This window comes from Proteiniphilum acetatigenes DSM 18083, assembly GCF_000380985.1.
GTDB lineage: Bacteria > Bacteroidota > Bacteroidia > Bacteroidales > Dysgonomonadaceae > Proteiniphilum > Proteiniphilum acetatigenes.
Genome location: NZ_KB905695.1, coordinates 295936 through 312437 on the forward strand (window position 1 = coordinate 295936; position 16502 = coordinate 312437).

Sequence of the window (16502 nt, forward strand, 5' to 3'; positions counted from 1 at the left end):
GCTCAACATAGTCAGAACTTGTTTTGACTATGTATTGGCTTAACGAAATAGTTCAATTTCATTAGTCGTTTTGAGTCGCCTTCGCTCCTCGATTTTCAATTCTCGCTATGGCAAAACCAAAGTAATTTTGACTTCGTCTTCTTCCTCCGCACCTCACCAAAATTCAAACAAGTTTGACTTTGCTCATTTAGCTTAACGAAAACGTTCCAATATTTTGTTTGCGGATGCAAAGATAATAATTAATGTGCTAAGGTGAAATGAGGGAGGATGGAAACCTCAAAAAAATTGTATCTTTGGCGGCGGACTTTTTAATTCAAATGCTATTTCTGAGCTATGGGTATCCTGCAAAATATCTATAGGTCTCGACTTTAGTTACAAACACTGATTTATCGATTGAAGAAATGAACAAGGATTATTATAAAAAGAAAATAGAGGAGAATAGTATAGCATTGAATAAGGTAAAATCCCGGTTAAGGATATTCCCCTTTCTGAAACTACTGTTCTTCCTCACAGGTGTTTTCCTTGTGATTGCTACCTATCAATGGGGATGGGACAGGACAATCTGTTTTATCTTCGCTGCACTCTCGCTTGCAGTTTTCTCGTTGTTGTACAAGTGGGATGAGTACTATCTGCAAAAGAGGGCTTATTATATGGCTTTACAGCGTGTGTACACGAATGAAATCAGTTTTCTGAATGGAGATTACAGCCCTTTTGATAACGGAGAACGATTTATTAATAAAAAGCATGCCTATTCTTATGACCTGGATATTTTCGGTGAGAACTCCATTTATCATATGATCAACAGGACAGTGACGCATGAGGCCGGTTCTATTCTGGCTGAGAAACTGAGTTCAATTCCGAAAAGCGAAGAAGAGATTGTGGCAAGGCAGGAGTCGCTTTCGGAATTGACGCAGAAAGATGATTTCAGGCATCAGTTTATGGCTATCTGCAAAGGTTTCGATGAAGAGAAAAATAACTACAGACTGATAAGCGCCCACAAAGGTAGCAATGCCCTACTGACCTCAAAAACAGGGTTAGTTCTTCTTTATATCTCTATCACTATTACTCTGGCATCGGTAATATTGGCATGGCTGGGATACCTGCCCTGGTCGATATCTGTCACCTTGTTTATGATTCAGCTTTTCTTGCCGATGATCTTTAGTAAGGTGCTGAACAAAGTCGGTGCCGACATAGGTTTTCTACATAAAAATACCCGGATACATGCTGATTTGTTGCATATTGTACATCAGGAAACTTTTGACGCTGCTGAGAACAGAACTCTAAAAGAGAAGTTGTTCGGCACCTACAACTCTCGTGAAGCGTTGAAGGAGCTTTCCACCCTGTTGAAGAAATTTGACCAGCGCCATAATGCTTATATCCTTGTGTTGCTCAACGGCTTTTTTCTGAGAGATCTGTTCCTGTTGCGGCAATTCTACCGGTGGAAAAACAATTATCTGCATCATATCCAATCCTGGATCAGTGCATTGGCTGAAATGGAAGCAAGGGTGTCGCAGGCTACCTATATGTTTAATCTGCCTGAATTCATTCAGCCGGAAATCACAGAACGTACAGATCTTCTTATTGATGCATCCGAGCTGGGGCATCCGTTTATATCCAAAGAAAAACGGGTAGACAATGACATAATAATCATCAAAAAACAGTTTCTGATTATTACCGGTGCCAATATGGCCGGGAAAAGCACCTTCCTGCGTACGGTGGGAGCCAATTATATATTGGCGGTCAGTGGTATGAATGTGTGTGCCTCGAAGTTCAGTTTCACACTTTTCAATTTATTCAGCAGTATGCGCAACACAGATGATCTCTCATCGGGTACTTCTTATTTCAAGGCAGAGTTAGAAAGGATGAGGGAGCTGATAAGGTATTGCCGTGCTCACCACCATACTTTAATTATCCTGGATGAACTGTTAAAGGGGACTAATTCCAAAGATAAACTCGACGGTTCGATATTATTCCTGAAAAAAATGACGGAATTACCGGTAACGGGGATTATCGCTACCCACGATCTGGAACTGGCAAAATTGGAGAATGAATTGCCGGACTTGTTTCTAAATTATTGTTTCGAGATATCTCTTTCCGAAGAAGAGCAGTATAGTTATAAAATACAGAGAGGTGTTTCCAGAAATCTCAATGCTACTTATCTTTTACAAAAAATATTATCGGAAGAACTGTGATAACTTTTATTCAAGTTTCGTGATCAGACAGCTACTCTTTTAACGTTTATTGCGAGCTATGGATACCCCGCAAAAAATCTAAAGGTCTTCGCTTTAGTTGCATACATTCCAGTTTCACATGAGAAAGTTGAGCCTTTTATTCTTTTCTTTTCAAATTCCCCCGGTTGAATGAGAAGTAGATACCCGGTACGCCGATCAGGGTGAAGATGATAAATCCCCATCGCATGGCCTGTAAAAAAACAGAATTGGGTACTTCCTCTATCGACTGGTTACCGAACAGCAGGGAGAAGATCAGGGTGACAATACTCATGCTGATGATCTGTCCGAATACCCGCATGGAAGAGGCGAGTCCCGAGGCTTGTCCATATTGCCGTCTCTCTACTGAACTCATAATGGTATTCATATTGGGAGAGGAGAAAAGGGCAAAACCGACTCCCACCCATATAAGGATAGCGACAATGATCCAGATGGCTGTTGTGGGACCGAGGAAAGCCAGCATGCCTAATCCGGTTGTACACATGGCCATACCGGTGGTGGCAAAGTAGCGCGGCTGTATCTTGTCGGATAGTTTCCCCACGATGGGAGAGAAGAGGGCCATCATAGCCGGTTGCGCCACGATTACCGCGCCCGCATCGCGTGGCGAGAGTCCCTGTACTTTTTGCAGATAGAGGCTGAGGAAAAAGACGATAGCAAAGGTGGCGGTATAATTGATAAGTGCCGACAGGCTGGAGTAGGTGAAAAGGCGGTTATGAGAAAAGAGCTGCGTATCGAGCATCGGATGTTCTGCCCGGCTTTCATATCTCCAGAAAAGGAAAATCAGGATTACTGCCCCGGTCATCATTCCCCAGCCCACAGCAGAAGGAATCAGTGAGGAGCCGTAGACCAATGCGGCGAGTCCCACCATAAAAAGGAAGGTGCCTGTTTTGTCTCCGCCTTTTACAGATGCGTGTTTGCTATCATCACTCTTCAGAAAAAGATATGAGATAAGGATGGTGAGCAGGCCGAAGATAGCGGCAATCAGGAAAAGGGAACGCCAGCCGATATGAAGAGTGATGACCCCACCGATAATGGGTCCCAGCGCCAGTCCGCCATAGACGGAAGCCACTGAGATGCCGAGTACCTGTCCCCGTCGTTCAGCCGGGAACGACGATACTAAGATAGCCTGGCCTGTGGTACCGGTAAAAGCAGCACCGATACCCTGCAGAAAGCGTGCAGCAACTAACCAATACCCGTCGGGGGCCACATAACAGATGGCTGAGGAGACGGTGAACAATATCAACCCCAGTTTGAATAATTGCCGGTTGTCGCTCCTGTCGCCCCAGCTTCCTGCCGGAAGCATGAAGAGCGCCATGGCCAGTATAAAAGCGGTGATGACCCAGCTCAGCTCGATGGCATTGAGCGCCAGATCCCTTTCAATGGTGGGCAGGGCGATATTAACCGCCGACACCAGAAAGGTACCCATAAAGGAGGTTACCGCTACTACCAATAATATCGAAAAGTCTTCTTTTTTCCCCATTGCGTTTCTGATTACCAATTAGCTGATTACCAATTACTAATTACTAATTACTTCTTTTACATGCAGCACATATTATTTCCACCTTCCCACCTTCCCACTTTTCCACATTAGTAAGTTTCCCTGACATGTTTCACCGTAATAGGGGTTTTGTCAGCCGCTTTCAGTTCGGGAGAAGTGATGGTGATGGTTCTTTTCTCTCCCGGTAGCAGATCGATGAAGTTATCGCTGAAGCGGGCACCCTGGATGGGTATTTCCACAAAGACGTCTTTCGCCAGTTTTTTGCTTGAAAGGGTTACCCTGTATTCTCCGTCGCGGTATTGCACATTGGTTTTCACTTCTGTTTCCGGCAATTCCAGTTTGTTGGGCCAGTAGAAGAAATGATCTTTGGAAGAGATCACATTCCCTTTACTGTCACTCAGGAAAGTATGTATCATGGTATGCGTCTTTTCTGCTTCACTTACCAGTTCGGAGATATTGAATGTTTTAACGATCCGGCTGTCGTTGGCTTTGGCATTGACACGCTCGGTAAATTCGTTCCTTTTTCCTGTAGAGAAATCTATCACCTGCACGGTCAACCTGAGGTTGTTATGATCCTGAAGATAATCGGACATAGTATAATAATTCAGTTTACCATCTTTAGACTCGACTCCCAGGGCCAGAGGAGCCAACACATCCCGCATACGGTAGTGTTGCGCTTTCCAGTTGTTGTAGTAGTCGATACTCGACCAGGAAACCACCGGCCAGTCGTCGTTGATTTGCCAATAAAGCGCTCCCATACAGTAGGGCCTTCCACGACGCATCGCTTCTACCGACTCCTCCATACCGTTGCCCTGCATCACCAGACCGATATAGACAAAATCCTCGAAATTTCCCGGTTCCGGATAATACATATCCATATATTTTTTGATAAGGGAGTTGCCGGTCGATGCTTTCTGATGTACCGTCATCACCTCACTTTCAAGATTCCATTGATCCTCGGTAGCGAAAGATCGGATGGTTTTCATTTCAGGGAATGACTGAAAGCCGAATTCGCTGGCGAAGCGGGGTAACCGGTCTGCCATTCCTTCAAATGGTAGGTGTCCGTACCACAACCCCCAGTCGTGCGCGTCGCTTGCGGCGAATTTCTCGGGATTTCCCCAGTTGGAGTTATAAGGCGATCCGTGGATATAGCCGCGTGTACCGTCAAATTCGTTCACTAATCCGGGGATCAGTTCACGGTATGTTTTATCGTAACCTTTGAACCATGCCTTCATCACTTCGTCCGGATATTCTTTTTGCCAACCCCAGTGATTAAGACCCTCTTCTATCTCGTTGTTGCCGCACCAGAAGGCGAGTGAAGCGTGGTTGCGGAGACGTTTGATATTGTAGATCACCTCTCCCTGCACATTCGCCAGAAAAGTATCGTCGGAAGGGTAGGGCACGCAACCGAAGATAAAGTCCTGCCATACTAAGATACCCCTTTCGTCGGCCTGACGGTAGAATTCCTCGTTTTCATAAATACCACCTCCCCATACGCGTACAAAATTCATATTGGCCGCAGTGATGTTGTCAAACAGTTTTTCGTAAAAACCGGCATCCTGTTGGGTAGTGAAGATCTCACCAGGGATGTAGTTGGCTCCCTTGGCAAAAACGGGTATACCATTCACCTCAAAGTAGAATGATTTGCCGTGTTCATCCGGTTCCTGTACCAGTCGGACTGAACGTAAACCTGTCCGGACAGTTTTTTTTGCAATCTCCCGGTTGCCCGATATAACTGTTACCGTAAAATCATAGAGATGTTGTTCTCCCCAATGCACCGGCATCCATCTTTTGGGTTGATTGATTTCCAGGGGTAGAGAGAGTTGATTTTTACCCGGTTGTAAGATGATATTTTTTGAAATCGGCTTACCGGCATTAACATTCCCCTGCAAACCGTATTCAATGGTGATAATGGCTTGTACCAGTTCATTGGCTATGGAATGGATCTCTATCTGATTGTCGATCTTAGCTGACTGTTCCGTTACAGAGGTCTGCTTTACATAATAATCTTCTATATGGGCATCGTTGTAAAAATTAAGTGAGACCGGTTTCCAGATACCCATCTGCACGATGCGTATACCCCAGTCCCATCCGAAATGATAGGGAGCTTTACGGTTATATATGCTTAGCTTTTCTTCCCGGTGGTCGTTCCCCGCCGGGTAATCATAACCAAAGGTAGTCCTGGCAGGCATCATCAGTTGTATCGGCGAATAAAAACGAATATAGAGGTGATTTTCTCCCTCTTTCAGTAATTGCTTCACCGGCACCTTATATCCGATGAACATATTTTCGGAGCGGAGAATACGTGAACCATTCAGAAATACATCGGCATGAGTATCCAGTCCTTCAAAAAAGAGTTGCGCATTGTCGTACTGTAACTGGTCAACTGTCACAGTGAAGGTTTTTCTGAAATCCCAGTTTTCATCCTCCACCCACTGCACTTTTTCTTCATTGGTACCATAAAAAGGGTCAGGCAGTACATTATGCCGCACTAAGTCACGTTGTACCGATCCCGGTACTTCGGCAGCATACCACTGCTCTTTATTCATTTGTGAAAATTCCCAGCCTTCGTTCAATAGGAGGGTTTCACTCTGCTGTGCTGATAAAATAAATGGCATTACAAGAATAAGAAGAAATAAAAGAGATAGACTTTTTCGCATAAGAAACGGATTTAATTTTGCCTACAAATATAGCCATTTGTTCCTGAACTTTTATCTGCCTCTCCTCTGATATTCGGAAGAAAATTATAAATTTGTGAATGAAAAAGCAACAAATCAGAGAAAATGAGCGAGAATACTTTTACAGACCGTAATGAGTTTTTACGACTCTATGGCAGACTTTATTCCTTTTTCAGACAGGAATGGGATCTGCGAAGAGTGTCGGGACTGAAAGAGTTGTTGCGCCGGTCCTTTAAAAAAGCGGAAGAGCAGCCTGACAGCGAGACGCTATATCACCTTGTGTCGGCCATGCGGACGGCTGTCATTATTATTGATGAGATAGGGCTGAAGCAACCGGCAGTATGTGCGGTCTTACTTTTTCATAGTGTTGTGGCTGGTGATCATTCTCCGGATGAGATCGAGCGGCTATTTGGCAGTGAGGTGGAGAGTATTCTCAGGGGATTGAAAAAAGTGAATCAATTCAGTGATAAGAGGACGGCGGTAGAGTCGGAAAACTATATCAAGTTACTGCTTTCTATAGCTGAGGATATCCGGGTGGTATTTATTATGATAGCGCAACAGCTACAGCGTATGCGCGATGCAAAGGGGAGAGCACCGTCACACAAGTTAGATCTGGCGGTGGAGTCCACTTATTTGTATGCACCTCTTGCACACCGACTGGGTCTCTATACCATCAAGTCGGAACTCGAAGACCTTTCCCTGAAATATACCGACCGGGAGCAGTATGATTTTATTGCCCGTAAGTTGAATGAGACGAAGCGGTCGCGTGACCGTTATATCAGTGAGTTTATCGGGCCGGTAAAGGAACGTCTGGATAAAACAGGGCTGAAATATGATATCAAAGGGCGTACCAAATCGATCTATTCCATCCAGAATAAACTCAAAAAACAGAAGATTGAATTTGAAAATATTTATGATCTGTTTGCGATCCGCGTGATACTCGATTCACCGCCAGAACAGGAGAAAGCCCAATGCTGGCAGGTATATTCCATCATTACCGATATGTATCAGCCCAACCCTAAACGGTTGAAAGACTGGCTCTCCATTCCCAAAAGCAATGGATACGAATCGCTTCATATTACAGTGATGGGACCCGACGGAAGGTGGGTAGAAGTGCAGATACGGTCGAAACGGATGGATGAGATCGCCGAACGCGGGCTGGCAGCACATTGGAAATACAAAGGAGTAAAGGGGGAGACGGTCCTGGATAACTGGCTGAGTTCGCTGCGGGAGTCGCTGGAAGACAGCGAAACCAATCTGAGCCAGAAGTTGACCGATTTCAAACTCGACCTGTACGACGAAGAAATTTTTGTATTTACCCCGAAAGGAGATCTGTTCAAGCTTCCCAAAGGAGCGACAGTACTCGATTTCGCTTTCGCCATTCACTCTAACCTGGGAGCTACCTGTATGTCGGGAAGGGTGAACGGGAAAAATGTACCCATCAGGCATGTCCTGAAAAGCGGCGACCAAGTAGCAGTCAATACTTCGTCGCATCAAACACCCAAGCAGGACTGGCTGAGCTTTGCAGTAACTTCGAAAGCACGGACAAAAATACGCCAGTTACTGAAGGAGGAGGCCGGCAAGCAGGTGGATATCGCAAAGGAAACGCTTTTGCGGCGGATGAGGAACCGGAAAATTGAAGTGGATGAACCACGTCTGATGCAACTCATCAAAAAACTCAGATACAAGACTGTCACCGAGTTTTACGTGGATATCGCTTCAGAAAAGATCGATGTGAACTGGGTGATCGACCGCTATCTGGAATTGGAAAGTAAGGAGTCGGAAGGCCGGGAGAGTCATGCTACGATGAGTGCCGAAGAGTTTACTTTAAAGACGCCTTCACCTGAAATTACTGGTTCCGATGAGTTGATTATCGATCAGAATCTGACCGGTGTGGATTATAAACTGGCAAAATGCTGTAATCCTATTTTCGGAGATGATATTTTCGGCTTTGTCTCTTCGCAGGGGATAAAGATACATCGTGCGAATTGTCCGAATGCCCATGATCTGTTCTCCCGGTTCGGTTACCGCATATTAAAAGCCCGCTGGTCGGGTAAGACAAGCTCTTCCAGTTATACTATTGTATTGAGGGTGATAGGGAATGATCAACTGAATATAGTGGCCAACCTGATGTCCATCATTTCGAAAGAGGAGGGTGTACAGATGCGTTCTATCACCATTGATTCCAACGACGGCCTTTTTCAGGGAAATATCGCTGTGATGCTGGGAGATACTTCGATGCTCGACCAGTTAATTAAAAAACTACGTGCGGTGAAAGGTGTGAAATCCGTTTCAAGATTGAATTGAAGGTGGTCGTGGTAAATCCATTTATCTTTCTATTTTTTATCCTGTTACTTGAATTGGCAAAGATTATTCAAATATAACATGAAAATGAAAAATTTAACCATAGGCCACGCAACGTTTTTTTCTTTTTTGCATCTTATAAATAGATGGTTATGTTTTGATTAACAATAGGATATTTATTACTTTTACCATCAAAGAAGAATATGAGAGTGTATAATATTTGTATAACTTTTTTTGATTAATTGGTTGTTTTTTATCCTTACAGCAAAATTAGCACAAAAATGAAACCTAATATTCCACCAGACTATAGATACCGCTTGTACACAAAGTTTGCAGGTAGTAAGGGTTCTTTGTATTATCATTAACTTAGAATCAAACAGAATGAAAACAAAAACATTTTTATTATTTACGGTGATTTCCATATTTCTACTCGTAATGATTGGAGGGTGTGAAGAAGAAGCCAAACTGAAAGTTCCAGAGGAAGAACAATCGAGTGAACAGGCACAAACTCGCCTTGCCAAAGAACGAGCATGGGTTTATCGTGTAAAGCCAGGAACAGTAGAATGGAGCTTATTAAAAAGCGAGGAAGAACGAATAGCTGCCGTTCAGATTCCTGAAGATGTATTGATGAGATCATCTTCAGATGAAATCGTAGACTTTTTTGTTGATTTTCCTTTGTTTGGATACTTTACGGCATTTAACACCCCTCAAGAAGGATTCCTTATAATGCTATCCAGTTTTAATATTTTTGAACATTTGCTGTCAAGAAAAAACGTAGGAAAAGATTTGATCGCTGTATACAAAGATGCAGGAATGTCTGGTTTTGAAAAGATGTCGTACTCCAATGAATTTTGGACTATCAAACTAAAATATCTTGAATTGATTTTATCACAAGACGAAATAATAGAATCTTTAACGGAAGAAGAGAAATTAGAATTGATAATAGAAGCAAGGAGCAAATTAGAAAAAAAAGTACAAGATGAATCTTTCCGCTCTCTTCCTTCCTTTCAATCTTCAACCTTGATGATGGCCAAAATTCTTAAAATTGGGAAATATGACGAATTTGAAACTTATTCGAATAAACATGAAATGGACAAATTTATAGAAACAGGTATCATTGAAGATGCTATATCCTTGATTAATGATGTGGTTATATTAACGGATAATTTTATCAAAAACGCTAACAATCAAAAATGATTACAATGAAAAAACTCCTTTATATTTCATATCTGGCATTGGTGTTTGCTGGATGTTCGCAAGACGATGATTTATCGTCTGTAACGAGAGATGACTGGAATGCAATCAAATCCAGATATGGGACTTATCAACAGAGATGTGGTAGCGTTTCCGATGGGATTCAGTATCCTGCTAACTGGACAATAAAAGACGCAGAAGCATTTGTTGTCAGTGATGAAACAATCCGATCCATGAGTACATGCGGTTTATTGGATACTTACCTTACCCATCCTGAACGGGTATTGGGGCCATGGTGTGAGGTGTGTTCTTATTCTCTCCATCCGGGAGTGACAGAGTTCAACAATATGGTCAATAATGACAAAATTTTAAAAGAGATTTTCGGTAGGAATAACTGTGTTGAAGTTTTAGCATCACGGTATCTTTCGATGATAGAACAGGGTGAAGAAGTAATAGGGCGCAAGAAATGCTTGGAAATGATAATAGCAAGTGATGCGTGTATATCTTTACTAAAAGAGGAAGAGAGGGTTCAATTTATGATGATGGCGTTGAAGATGATGAATCGGGAGAAGAAGCTGTTGAAAGAACCGAGACATATCCTGGTTGCTATCATGAAAGCAGGTAACTATACTCCATTCCTTACAGAAGCAAGTAAGGATGGTAAATACAGCGCTTTCAAGACAGAAGATGGTGTGGGTGACCCTCAACGAAATGGTCTTAGTGAAAATACATGGGGGTATGATATATGTGTTTATGATGTAGTTGAAAAATACGCGAAACGTTTTTTGAATGACTTAAAAAGATAATTATGAAAATACATCAAGTATGTAAGATAAATCTTATTTTGTCAATAATGATGATTAGTGCATATGCTAATGCACAATATACTAATGTAATTATTTATACTCCTAATAATACTCCTGTTGTAGCAGGTCAGTTTATAGGAACGGATTATACGTCAAAGGAAAAAGATGATTCGAAAAAATATTGGTTGAGAGTTTACAATAACAAGATAGAATTCATATCAGAGGCTACGCATAGATACAATTGTCATGCTTATGCCTGGCATATGACAGAAGGAAGATCACCAGTATGGATAAATACCCCGGTATGGATAAATACACCAGAAGATGACAAATATTGGAATGATTATAGTTACATCGAAGTTTCGGATCCTTCACGTGCAACTAAAGTGTCATATGGTTCAGTCGATCATTCTGCCGTAACGACTACTACCTCGGATTATTTTATTTCAAAATGGGGTCCATCTCCTCGATTTCGACATTATAAAAATGATTGTCCTTACTCGGTAAGTGATTTGCATTATTATGTAAGACCTTCTATTTCCGGCTCTTCAGTAGTTTGTGAGCAAGCAGAATATAAGATTGAAGAATTCGATGTATTACCACAGGGATTCACGGTGCAGTGGGGTACAAATAACAGTAATCTAACACTGGTTTCAGGTCAGGGTACTAGTAAAGCTGTATATAGAAAAACAAGGAATGGTTCGGATATGATTCAGTGCAAAATTGTGTATAGCAACCGCACGACTAATGTAGCTCCATTGAGAGTCCATTTTGGGGCGCCGGCAATACAAAGAATTGCCGGGCTGCAAAGCCCTCCGAATGGACAGGAAGCACGATATGAAGCCATTCTTCCAGATGGAGCTCCGATCCCGTCCAATTTCGAATGGATATTGAACCCCAGAGGCCGAAACTCTGTTTATCCTTCTGGTCGTTTTGTCGATATTGCTTTTTATGATCCGGGAACATACCAGCTTGTATGTCGGGCAACGAATAGTTGTGGTGTGGGGGATTATTGTGTTATAACGTTGAATGTTACCAACTAAAAGCTAAATAAAAATCGAGAAATGCACTACTGTTATCTTTTACGAAATTGAGTTCGAAAACACCTAAACAACTCCGTCTACCTTGTCAAAGCATTACAAGTGTGGATGGAGTTGCTTGAATTTATTCCACAAGATACCTGTTAATCTTCCTCTTCCGTGATTTCAGGGTCTGTTATCGTATCAGGGTCGGACATGCCGGGAATCGTTACGTCAAGGTCCGGCAGGGTGGGTAATAACTGCTGAACGTAATCCCTCTCATAGTCCTGCGGACGAAGAATCCGACCGTCATATTGAATAAGATCGATATCAATGATCATTCTGCCTAAATACTTATCCCTGGGAGTTCGTCCTACAGCCCGTTCCGTTTGTTTGATCTTGTCAATAACTTCTTCCGGAGACATTTCAGTATTGGCTTTTGCAAGCACATTCCGAAAAAGGTACGCATACTTATCGTCTTCCGGCTCAGTCAGGATGGGCTCACTGAAAACAATATCGGGGAAAAGAAATAAAAGCATTCTCTTGGCTTTGTCGATATTGGTTTTGGCGAACGTATTTGATCCTATGCTTAGTAAAATTGTGCTCATACTGATAAATTGAAGTACAAATATAGACATTTTAAATTAAAATGAATAGTGAATCGCAAAATCTATTATCTTTGTTGTATTAAACCTTGTGAAAAATGAGAAATTTACAAATCGCATTGTTGCTGTTTTTCCTGATCTTTTCTTTTGATCTTTTGGCGCAGGATGCCAAGCCTATGGTCTACCGGATCAATATAAAGGAAAATATAGGCAGTAATACATGGATATATCTCCAGAACGGACTTCATGAGGCAACCGGAAAAGATGCAGCCGCAGTGCTTTTACATATGAATACTTATGGGGGAAGCGTACTGGAGGCCGACTCTATGCGCACGGCCATTCTTAATGCACCCCTTCCTGTTTATGTTTTTATTGACAATAATGCCGCTTCTGCCGGTGCGCTTATCTCAATCGCCTGTGACAGTATTTTTATGCGCAGCAGCGGCTCTATCGGCGCTGCAACAGTGGTGGAAGGGGGAAGCGGGGAAAGAGCTTCCGATAAACATCAGTCCTATATGCGGGGAATCATGCGTGCTACGGCCGAGAGTCACGGCAAGACAGTGACTGTCCATGAGGGAGATACCGTCACAAAATGGAGACGCGATCCAAAAGTTGCTGAAGCGATGGTAGATGAAAGGGTTGTAATACCCGGTTTTGCCGACTCTACACAGATACTTACCCTTACAGCCAGTCAGGCTACGGAATTAGGCTATTGCGACGGTATTGCGGAAAGTGTGCATGAAGTGATCGTGACCCATCTGGGGTACAGCGACTACACTTTAGAGACCTATAATCCCTCTTTTTATGATAAGGTCAGAGGTTTTCTTACTAACGGGATTGTACAGGCATTCCTCATCATGTTTATTATAGGAGGTATCTATTTTGAATTGCAGTCGCCCGGTGTAGGCTTCCCCACAGCTGCAGCTATTACGGCCGCAATCCTCTATTTTACACCTCTTTATCTGACCGGGTATGCTCAGAACTGGGAAGTGCTGCTATTTGTTCTGGGGCTAATCTTTATTGTCTTTGAAATATTTGTCGTCCCCGGTTTCGGAATAACCGGTATTCTGGGAATACTCTTTGTCTTTTCGGCATTGGTACTCGCACTTATAGGTAATATACGGTTTAACTTTGAAGGATTACCCGCCATGGAAATGTTCAGGGCGCTAATGGTTGTCTTAGGAGGTACGGGTATGGGGCTGGTGCTTATTATTTACCTGTCGGGCCGGATCGGTAAGCCTGGCTTCCTGCAATTCGCGGCATTGCATACCGATCAGGAAGGATATGTGTCCGTGTCAATGGAGCCGGTTTCTCTGGTGGGCAAGACCGGTGTAGCAGCTACTGATCTTCGTCCTTCGGGCATGGTGAATGTGGATGGGGATTTTTACGATGCCATCTCACTGAAAGGTTTCATTGATAAAGGAGATGAAGTGGTGGTGAAGAGGTATGAGAATTTCCAGTTGTATGTGGTCAGGAAAGGTGCAAAGATGATAAGGTGATTTAAGTGGAAAGGTGTATATCGTCCTGAAAATTATTCCTGTCTTTTCTTATCGCGGTATCGTATTCTGTATTCTTTCGGAGTAATTTCCATTTCCTTGACGAAAGTTTTAGAAAAGTGAAACGGGTCGTAATAGTTCAACCGGAAAGCGATCTCTTTTATCTTTAAATCCGAAAACTGAAGATAAAAGCAGGAGCGTTGTATTTTCAATTGATTGTAATATGCCATGGGAGAATAAGAAGTTCTTTGTGTAAATAGAGTATTTAAATGGGAGCAGGAATAACCCACCGCAACTGCAATATCGTTCAGTGTTATTTTTTCCTCCAGATGCTCTTTCATGAATACAATACTTTTTTGGATTACATCGGTCTCCCTTACATTTTTAATCTCCCTGTATTGGGGAAGATATTTCAGCGAAGCAAAAAAATACATTAAACAGAAGCTGATATACTCGAGATTATCGGGATTGTATCCCATTTCCAGATTCTGATAAATTTCTTCGAATAATTGTATCCTGTCGTGATGACGGCTATTATGGGTATCTCCCACATCGATATGTTTCCTTATTATAGAATTGAACATGGCCATATTCTCTCCTTTGAAATGTATCCAGTAGATACTCCAGGGATGATGAATATCCGAACCATATTTATGATGTCCTTCCGGGGGTAGGATAAAAAACTGATTTTCGGATAATATATACCTTTCATCTTCATATTCAATCCAGCCCTTTCCTTTGTCGCAATAGATGAAAATATACTGCCCCGCACCTTTTTCCCGTTCCCTGTAGTGGTATTTTGCATTGGGATAGTAACCGATATGAGTCACATAGAGTTGCCGGGTGATAGGATTATTTTCCTGATAGGTCCTTATATTATAAGGTGTCACAATCGCTTTTTCACCCTTGAATCCGTCGGCAATAGTTGTTTGCATACGATTTTACATTAGAATTGAGAACTTAGAACTGAGAATCAGCAAGTGAAGAAGTCCAAGAATTTTCACTTTCACCATTCCACCTTACCACCTTTCCACCTTATATGATAATACCGGAAATAAAGTGAAACGGGTTTGAATGTGCTAAAATAATTGTTTTTTACATGTTTTGCAAAATTTCTTACATTTTTAGATAGAATATACGCCCTACTTTTGTAATATTAAAATATCAGAGAAAGGACTTTTTACTTATCATTCGGAAAAACGAGCATATATACTGCCAAAAACGGCCTGTATTGATTGGACGGTTGTATGTGCAATTATTTACATATATGAAGAATTACAATACCTCTTATTTATTGTTCCTTGCACTGGTTTCCGCATTGGGCGGCTTTCTTTTCGGTTATGACTGGGTGGTTATCGGTGGAGCGAAACCTTTTTATGAAGTTTTTTTCACTATATCGTCCATTCCAACCATGCAGGGATGGGTAATGAGTTGTGCTATACTTGGCTGTATTGCGGGGGTGATGGTTTCCGGAAGTCTGGCCGATCGTTACGGAAGAAAACCGCTGATGATTATTGCTGCGATTATATTTCTGACATCTTCCATAGGAGCAGGATGGGTTGATTCATTGAACTGGTTCATTTTTTACAGGCTGTTCGGAGGTATCGGGATTGGAATTGCTTCCAACGTGGCTCCTATGTATATTGCCGAAGTGTCCCCTTCCGGCATACGCGGACGCTTTGTTTCCATTAATCAGCTGATGATCGTACTGGGTATTCTGTCAGCCCAGCTTGTGAACTGGCTGATTGCCGAACCCATTGTGCAGGGGGAAAGTATTCTGGCTTCATGGAACGGGCAAATGGGATGGCGCTGGATGTTCTGGGCCGAAGCATTTCCTGCCACATTCTATTTATTGATGGTATTCTTTATTCCTGAAAGCCCCCGATGGTTATCAACCCGTAATCAGTTTGAAAAGGCGAAAAATGTCTTCCAACGCATAGGCGGAGAATTATTAGCTGTCCAACAGATGAACGATCTCAAAAAGAACCTGTCCACGGAGGCTGCTTCAAAAGTTAATTATACATCGCTGTTCCGGGGCAGGATGCCCAAAATACTCCTTATCGGCATTGTTATAGCTGTTTTCCAGCAATGGTCGGGTACCAATGTAATATTCAACTATGCCCAGGAAATATTTTCTTCTGCGGGATACAACGTTTCCGATATCCTGTTCAATATTGTTATCACAGGTGTCACTAATGTGGTATTTACATTTGTGGGTATGTATGCGGTAGATAAGTTGGGGCGCCGAGCGCTGCTGTTAATGGGCGCTATAGGATTATCTGCCATATACCTTATATTGGGTACCTGTTATTATTTCGAAGTAACGGGAATTTCCGTATTGTTGTTGGTAGTACTTGCCATTGCCTGCTATGCCATGACACTGGGGCCGATCACCTGGGTGGTGATTTCAGAAATATTCCCGAATAAAATCAGGGGATTGGCGATGGCCATATCTACGTTTGCCCTTTGGAGTGCCTGCTTTGTATTGACCTACACATTCCCGCTACTGAATAGCTGGCTCGGAGCTTACGGTACTTTCTGGCTATATGGCTTTATCTGCCTGTCCGGTTTTCTGTTTATATACCGGAATCTACCGGAAACAAAAGGTAAGTCGCTGGAAACGATTGAAAAAGAACTTACAGGAAGATAAAATTAATACAATTATAAAATCGAC

General features: G+C 42.5%; 11 protein-coding genes. 7 read left to right on the top strand and 4 right to left on the bottom strand.

Annotated features, from left to right (window positions below):
• Positions 1 to 401 precede the first annotated feature (401 nt).
• Positions 402 to 2192 carry a MutS-related protein gene (locus F597_RS0107735; RefSeq protein WP_019539158.1) on the top strand — a complete coding sequence of 597 codons (1791 nt, stop codon included), beginning with the start codon at positions 402 to 404 and terminating at the stop codon, positions 2190 to 2192.
• A 136-nt stretch (positions 2193 to 2328) separates the two neighbouring features.
• On the opposite strand, the gene F597_RS0107740 is transcribed toward F597_RS0107735, so the two are convergent.
• A complete protein-coding gene (locus F597_RS0107740; RefSeq protein ID WP_019539159.1) occupies positions 2329 to 3708 on the bottom strand; it encodes an MFS transporter in 1380 nt (459 codons plus the stop codon).
• Positions 3709 to 3815: 107 nt separating this feature from the next.
• Positions 3816 to 6386, bottom strand: a complete 2571-nt coding sequence (locus F597_RS0107745; RefSeq protein ID WP_139224051.1) for a beta-mannosidase — start codon at positions 6384 to 6386, stop codon at positions 3816 to 3818.
• 123 nt (positions 6387 to 6509) lie between these two features.
• Here F597_RS0107745 and F597_RS0107750 point away from each other — a divergent pair, with 123 nt between their 5' ends.
• The 4 genes from F597_RS0107750 (at position 6510) to F597_RS21555 (ending at position 11751) form a co-directional block, all read left to right on the top strand.
• Positions 6510 to 8711: a RelA/SpoT family protein gene (locus tag F597_RS0107750; RefSeq protein WP_019539161.1), complete on the top strand. Its 2202-nt coding sequence runs from the start codon at positions 6510 to 6512 to the stop codon at positions 8709 to 8711.
• A 378-nt stretch (positions 8712 to 9089) separates the two neighbouring features.
• Positions 9090 to 9905, top strand: coding sequence for a hypothetical protein (locus F597_RS0107755; RefSeq protein WP_019539162.1), 816 nt, complete (start codon positions 9090 to 9092; stop codon positions 9903 to 9905).
• A gap of 5 nt (positions 9906 to 9910) precedes the next feature.
• Positions 9911 to 10708: a hypothetical protein gene (locus tag F597_RS0107760; RefSeq protein ID WP_139224052.1), complete on the top strand. Its 798-nt coding sequence runs from the start codon at positions 9911 to 9913 to the stop codon at positions 10706 to 10708.
• A gap of 2 nt (positions 10709 to 10710) precedes the next feature.
• Positions 10711 to 11751 carry a hypothetical protein gene (locus tag F597_RS21555; RefSeq protein WP_019539164.1) on the top strand — a complete coding sequence of 347 codons (1041 nt, stop codon included), beginning with the start codon at positions 10711 to 10713 and terminating at the stop codon, positions 11749 to 11751.
• Positions 11752 to 11891: 140 nt separating this feature from the next.
• On the opposite strand, the gene F597_RS20360 is transcribed toward F597_RS21555, so the two are convergent.
• The gene (locus F597_RS20360) at positions 11892 to 12335 is read right to left on the bottom strand and encodes a 2-amino-4-hydroxy-6-hydroxymethyldihydropteridine diphosphokinase (RefSeq protein ID WP_157279011.1); all 444 of its coding nucleotides are present in this window, start codon (positions 12333 to 12335) and stop codon (positions 11892 to 11894) included.
• Positions 12336 to 12430: 95 nt separating this feature from the next.
• Here F597_RS20360 and F597_RS0107775 point away from each other — a divergent pair, with 95 nt between their 5' ends.
• Positions 12431 to 13831: an NfeD family protein gene (locus tag F597_RS0107775; protein ID WP_019539166.1), complete on the top strand. Its 1401-nt coding sequence runs from the start codon at positions 12431 to 12433 to the stop codon at positions 13829 to 13831.
• Positions 13832 to 13863: 32 nt separating this feature from the next.
• Here the strand turns inward: F597_RS0107775 and F597_RS0107780 are convergent, their stop codons facing one another.
• The gene (locus tag F597_RS0107780) at positions 13864 to 14763 is read right to left on the bottom strand and encodes an AraC family transcriptional regulator (RefSeq protein ID WP_019539167.1); all 900 of its coding nucleotides are present in this window, start codon (positions 14761 to 14763) and stop codon (positions 13864 to 13866) included.
• A 332-nt stretch (positions 14764 to 15095) separates the two neighbouring features.
• Between F597_RS0107780 and F597_RS0107785 the strand changes: the two genes are divergently transcribed.
• Positions 15096 to 16478: a sugar porter family MFS transporter gene (locus tag F597_RS0107785; RefSeq protein ID WP_026327252.1), complete on the top strand. Its 1383-nt coding sequence runs from the start codon at positions 15096 to 15098 to the stop codon at positions 16476 to 16478.
• Positions 16479 to 16502 lie beyond the last annotated feature (24 nt).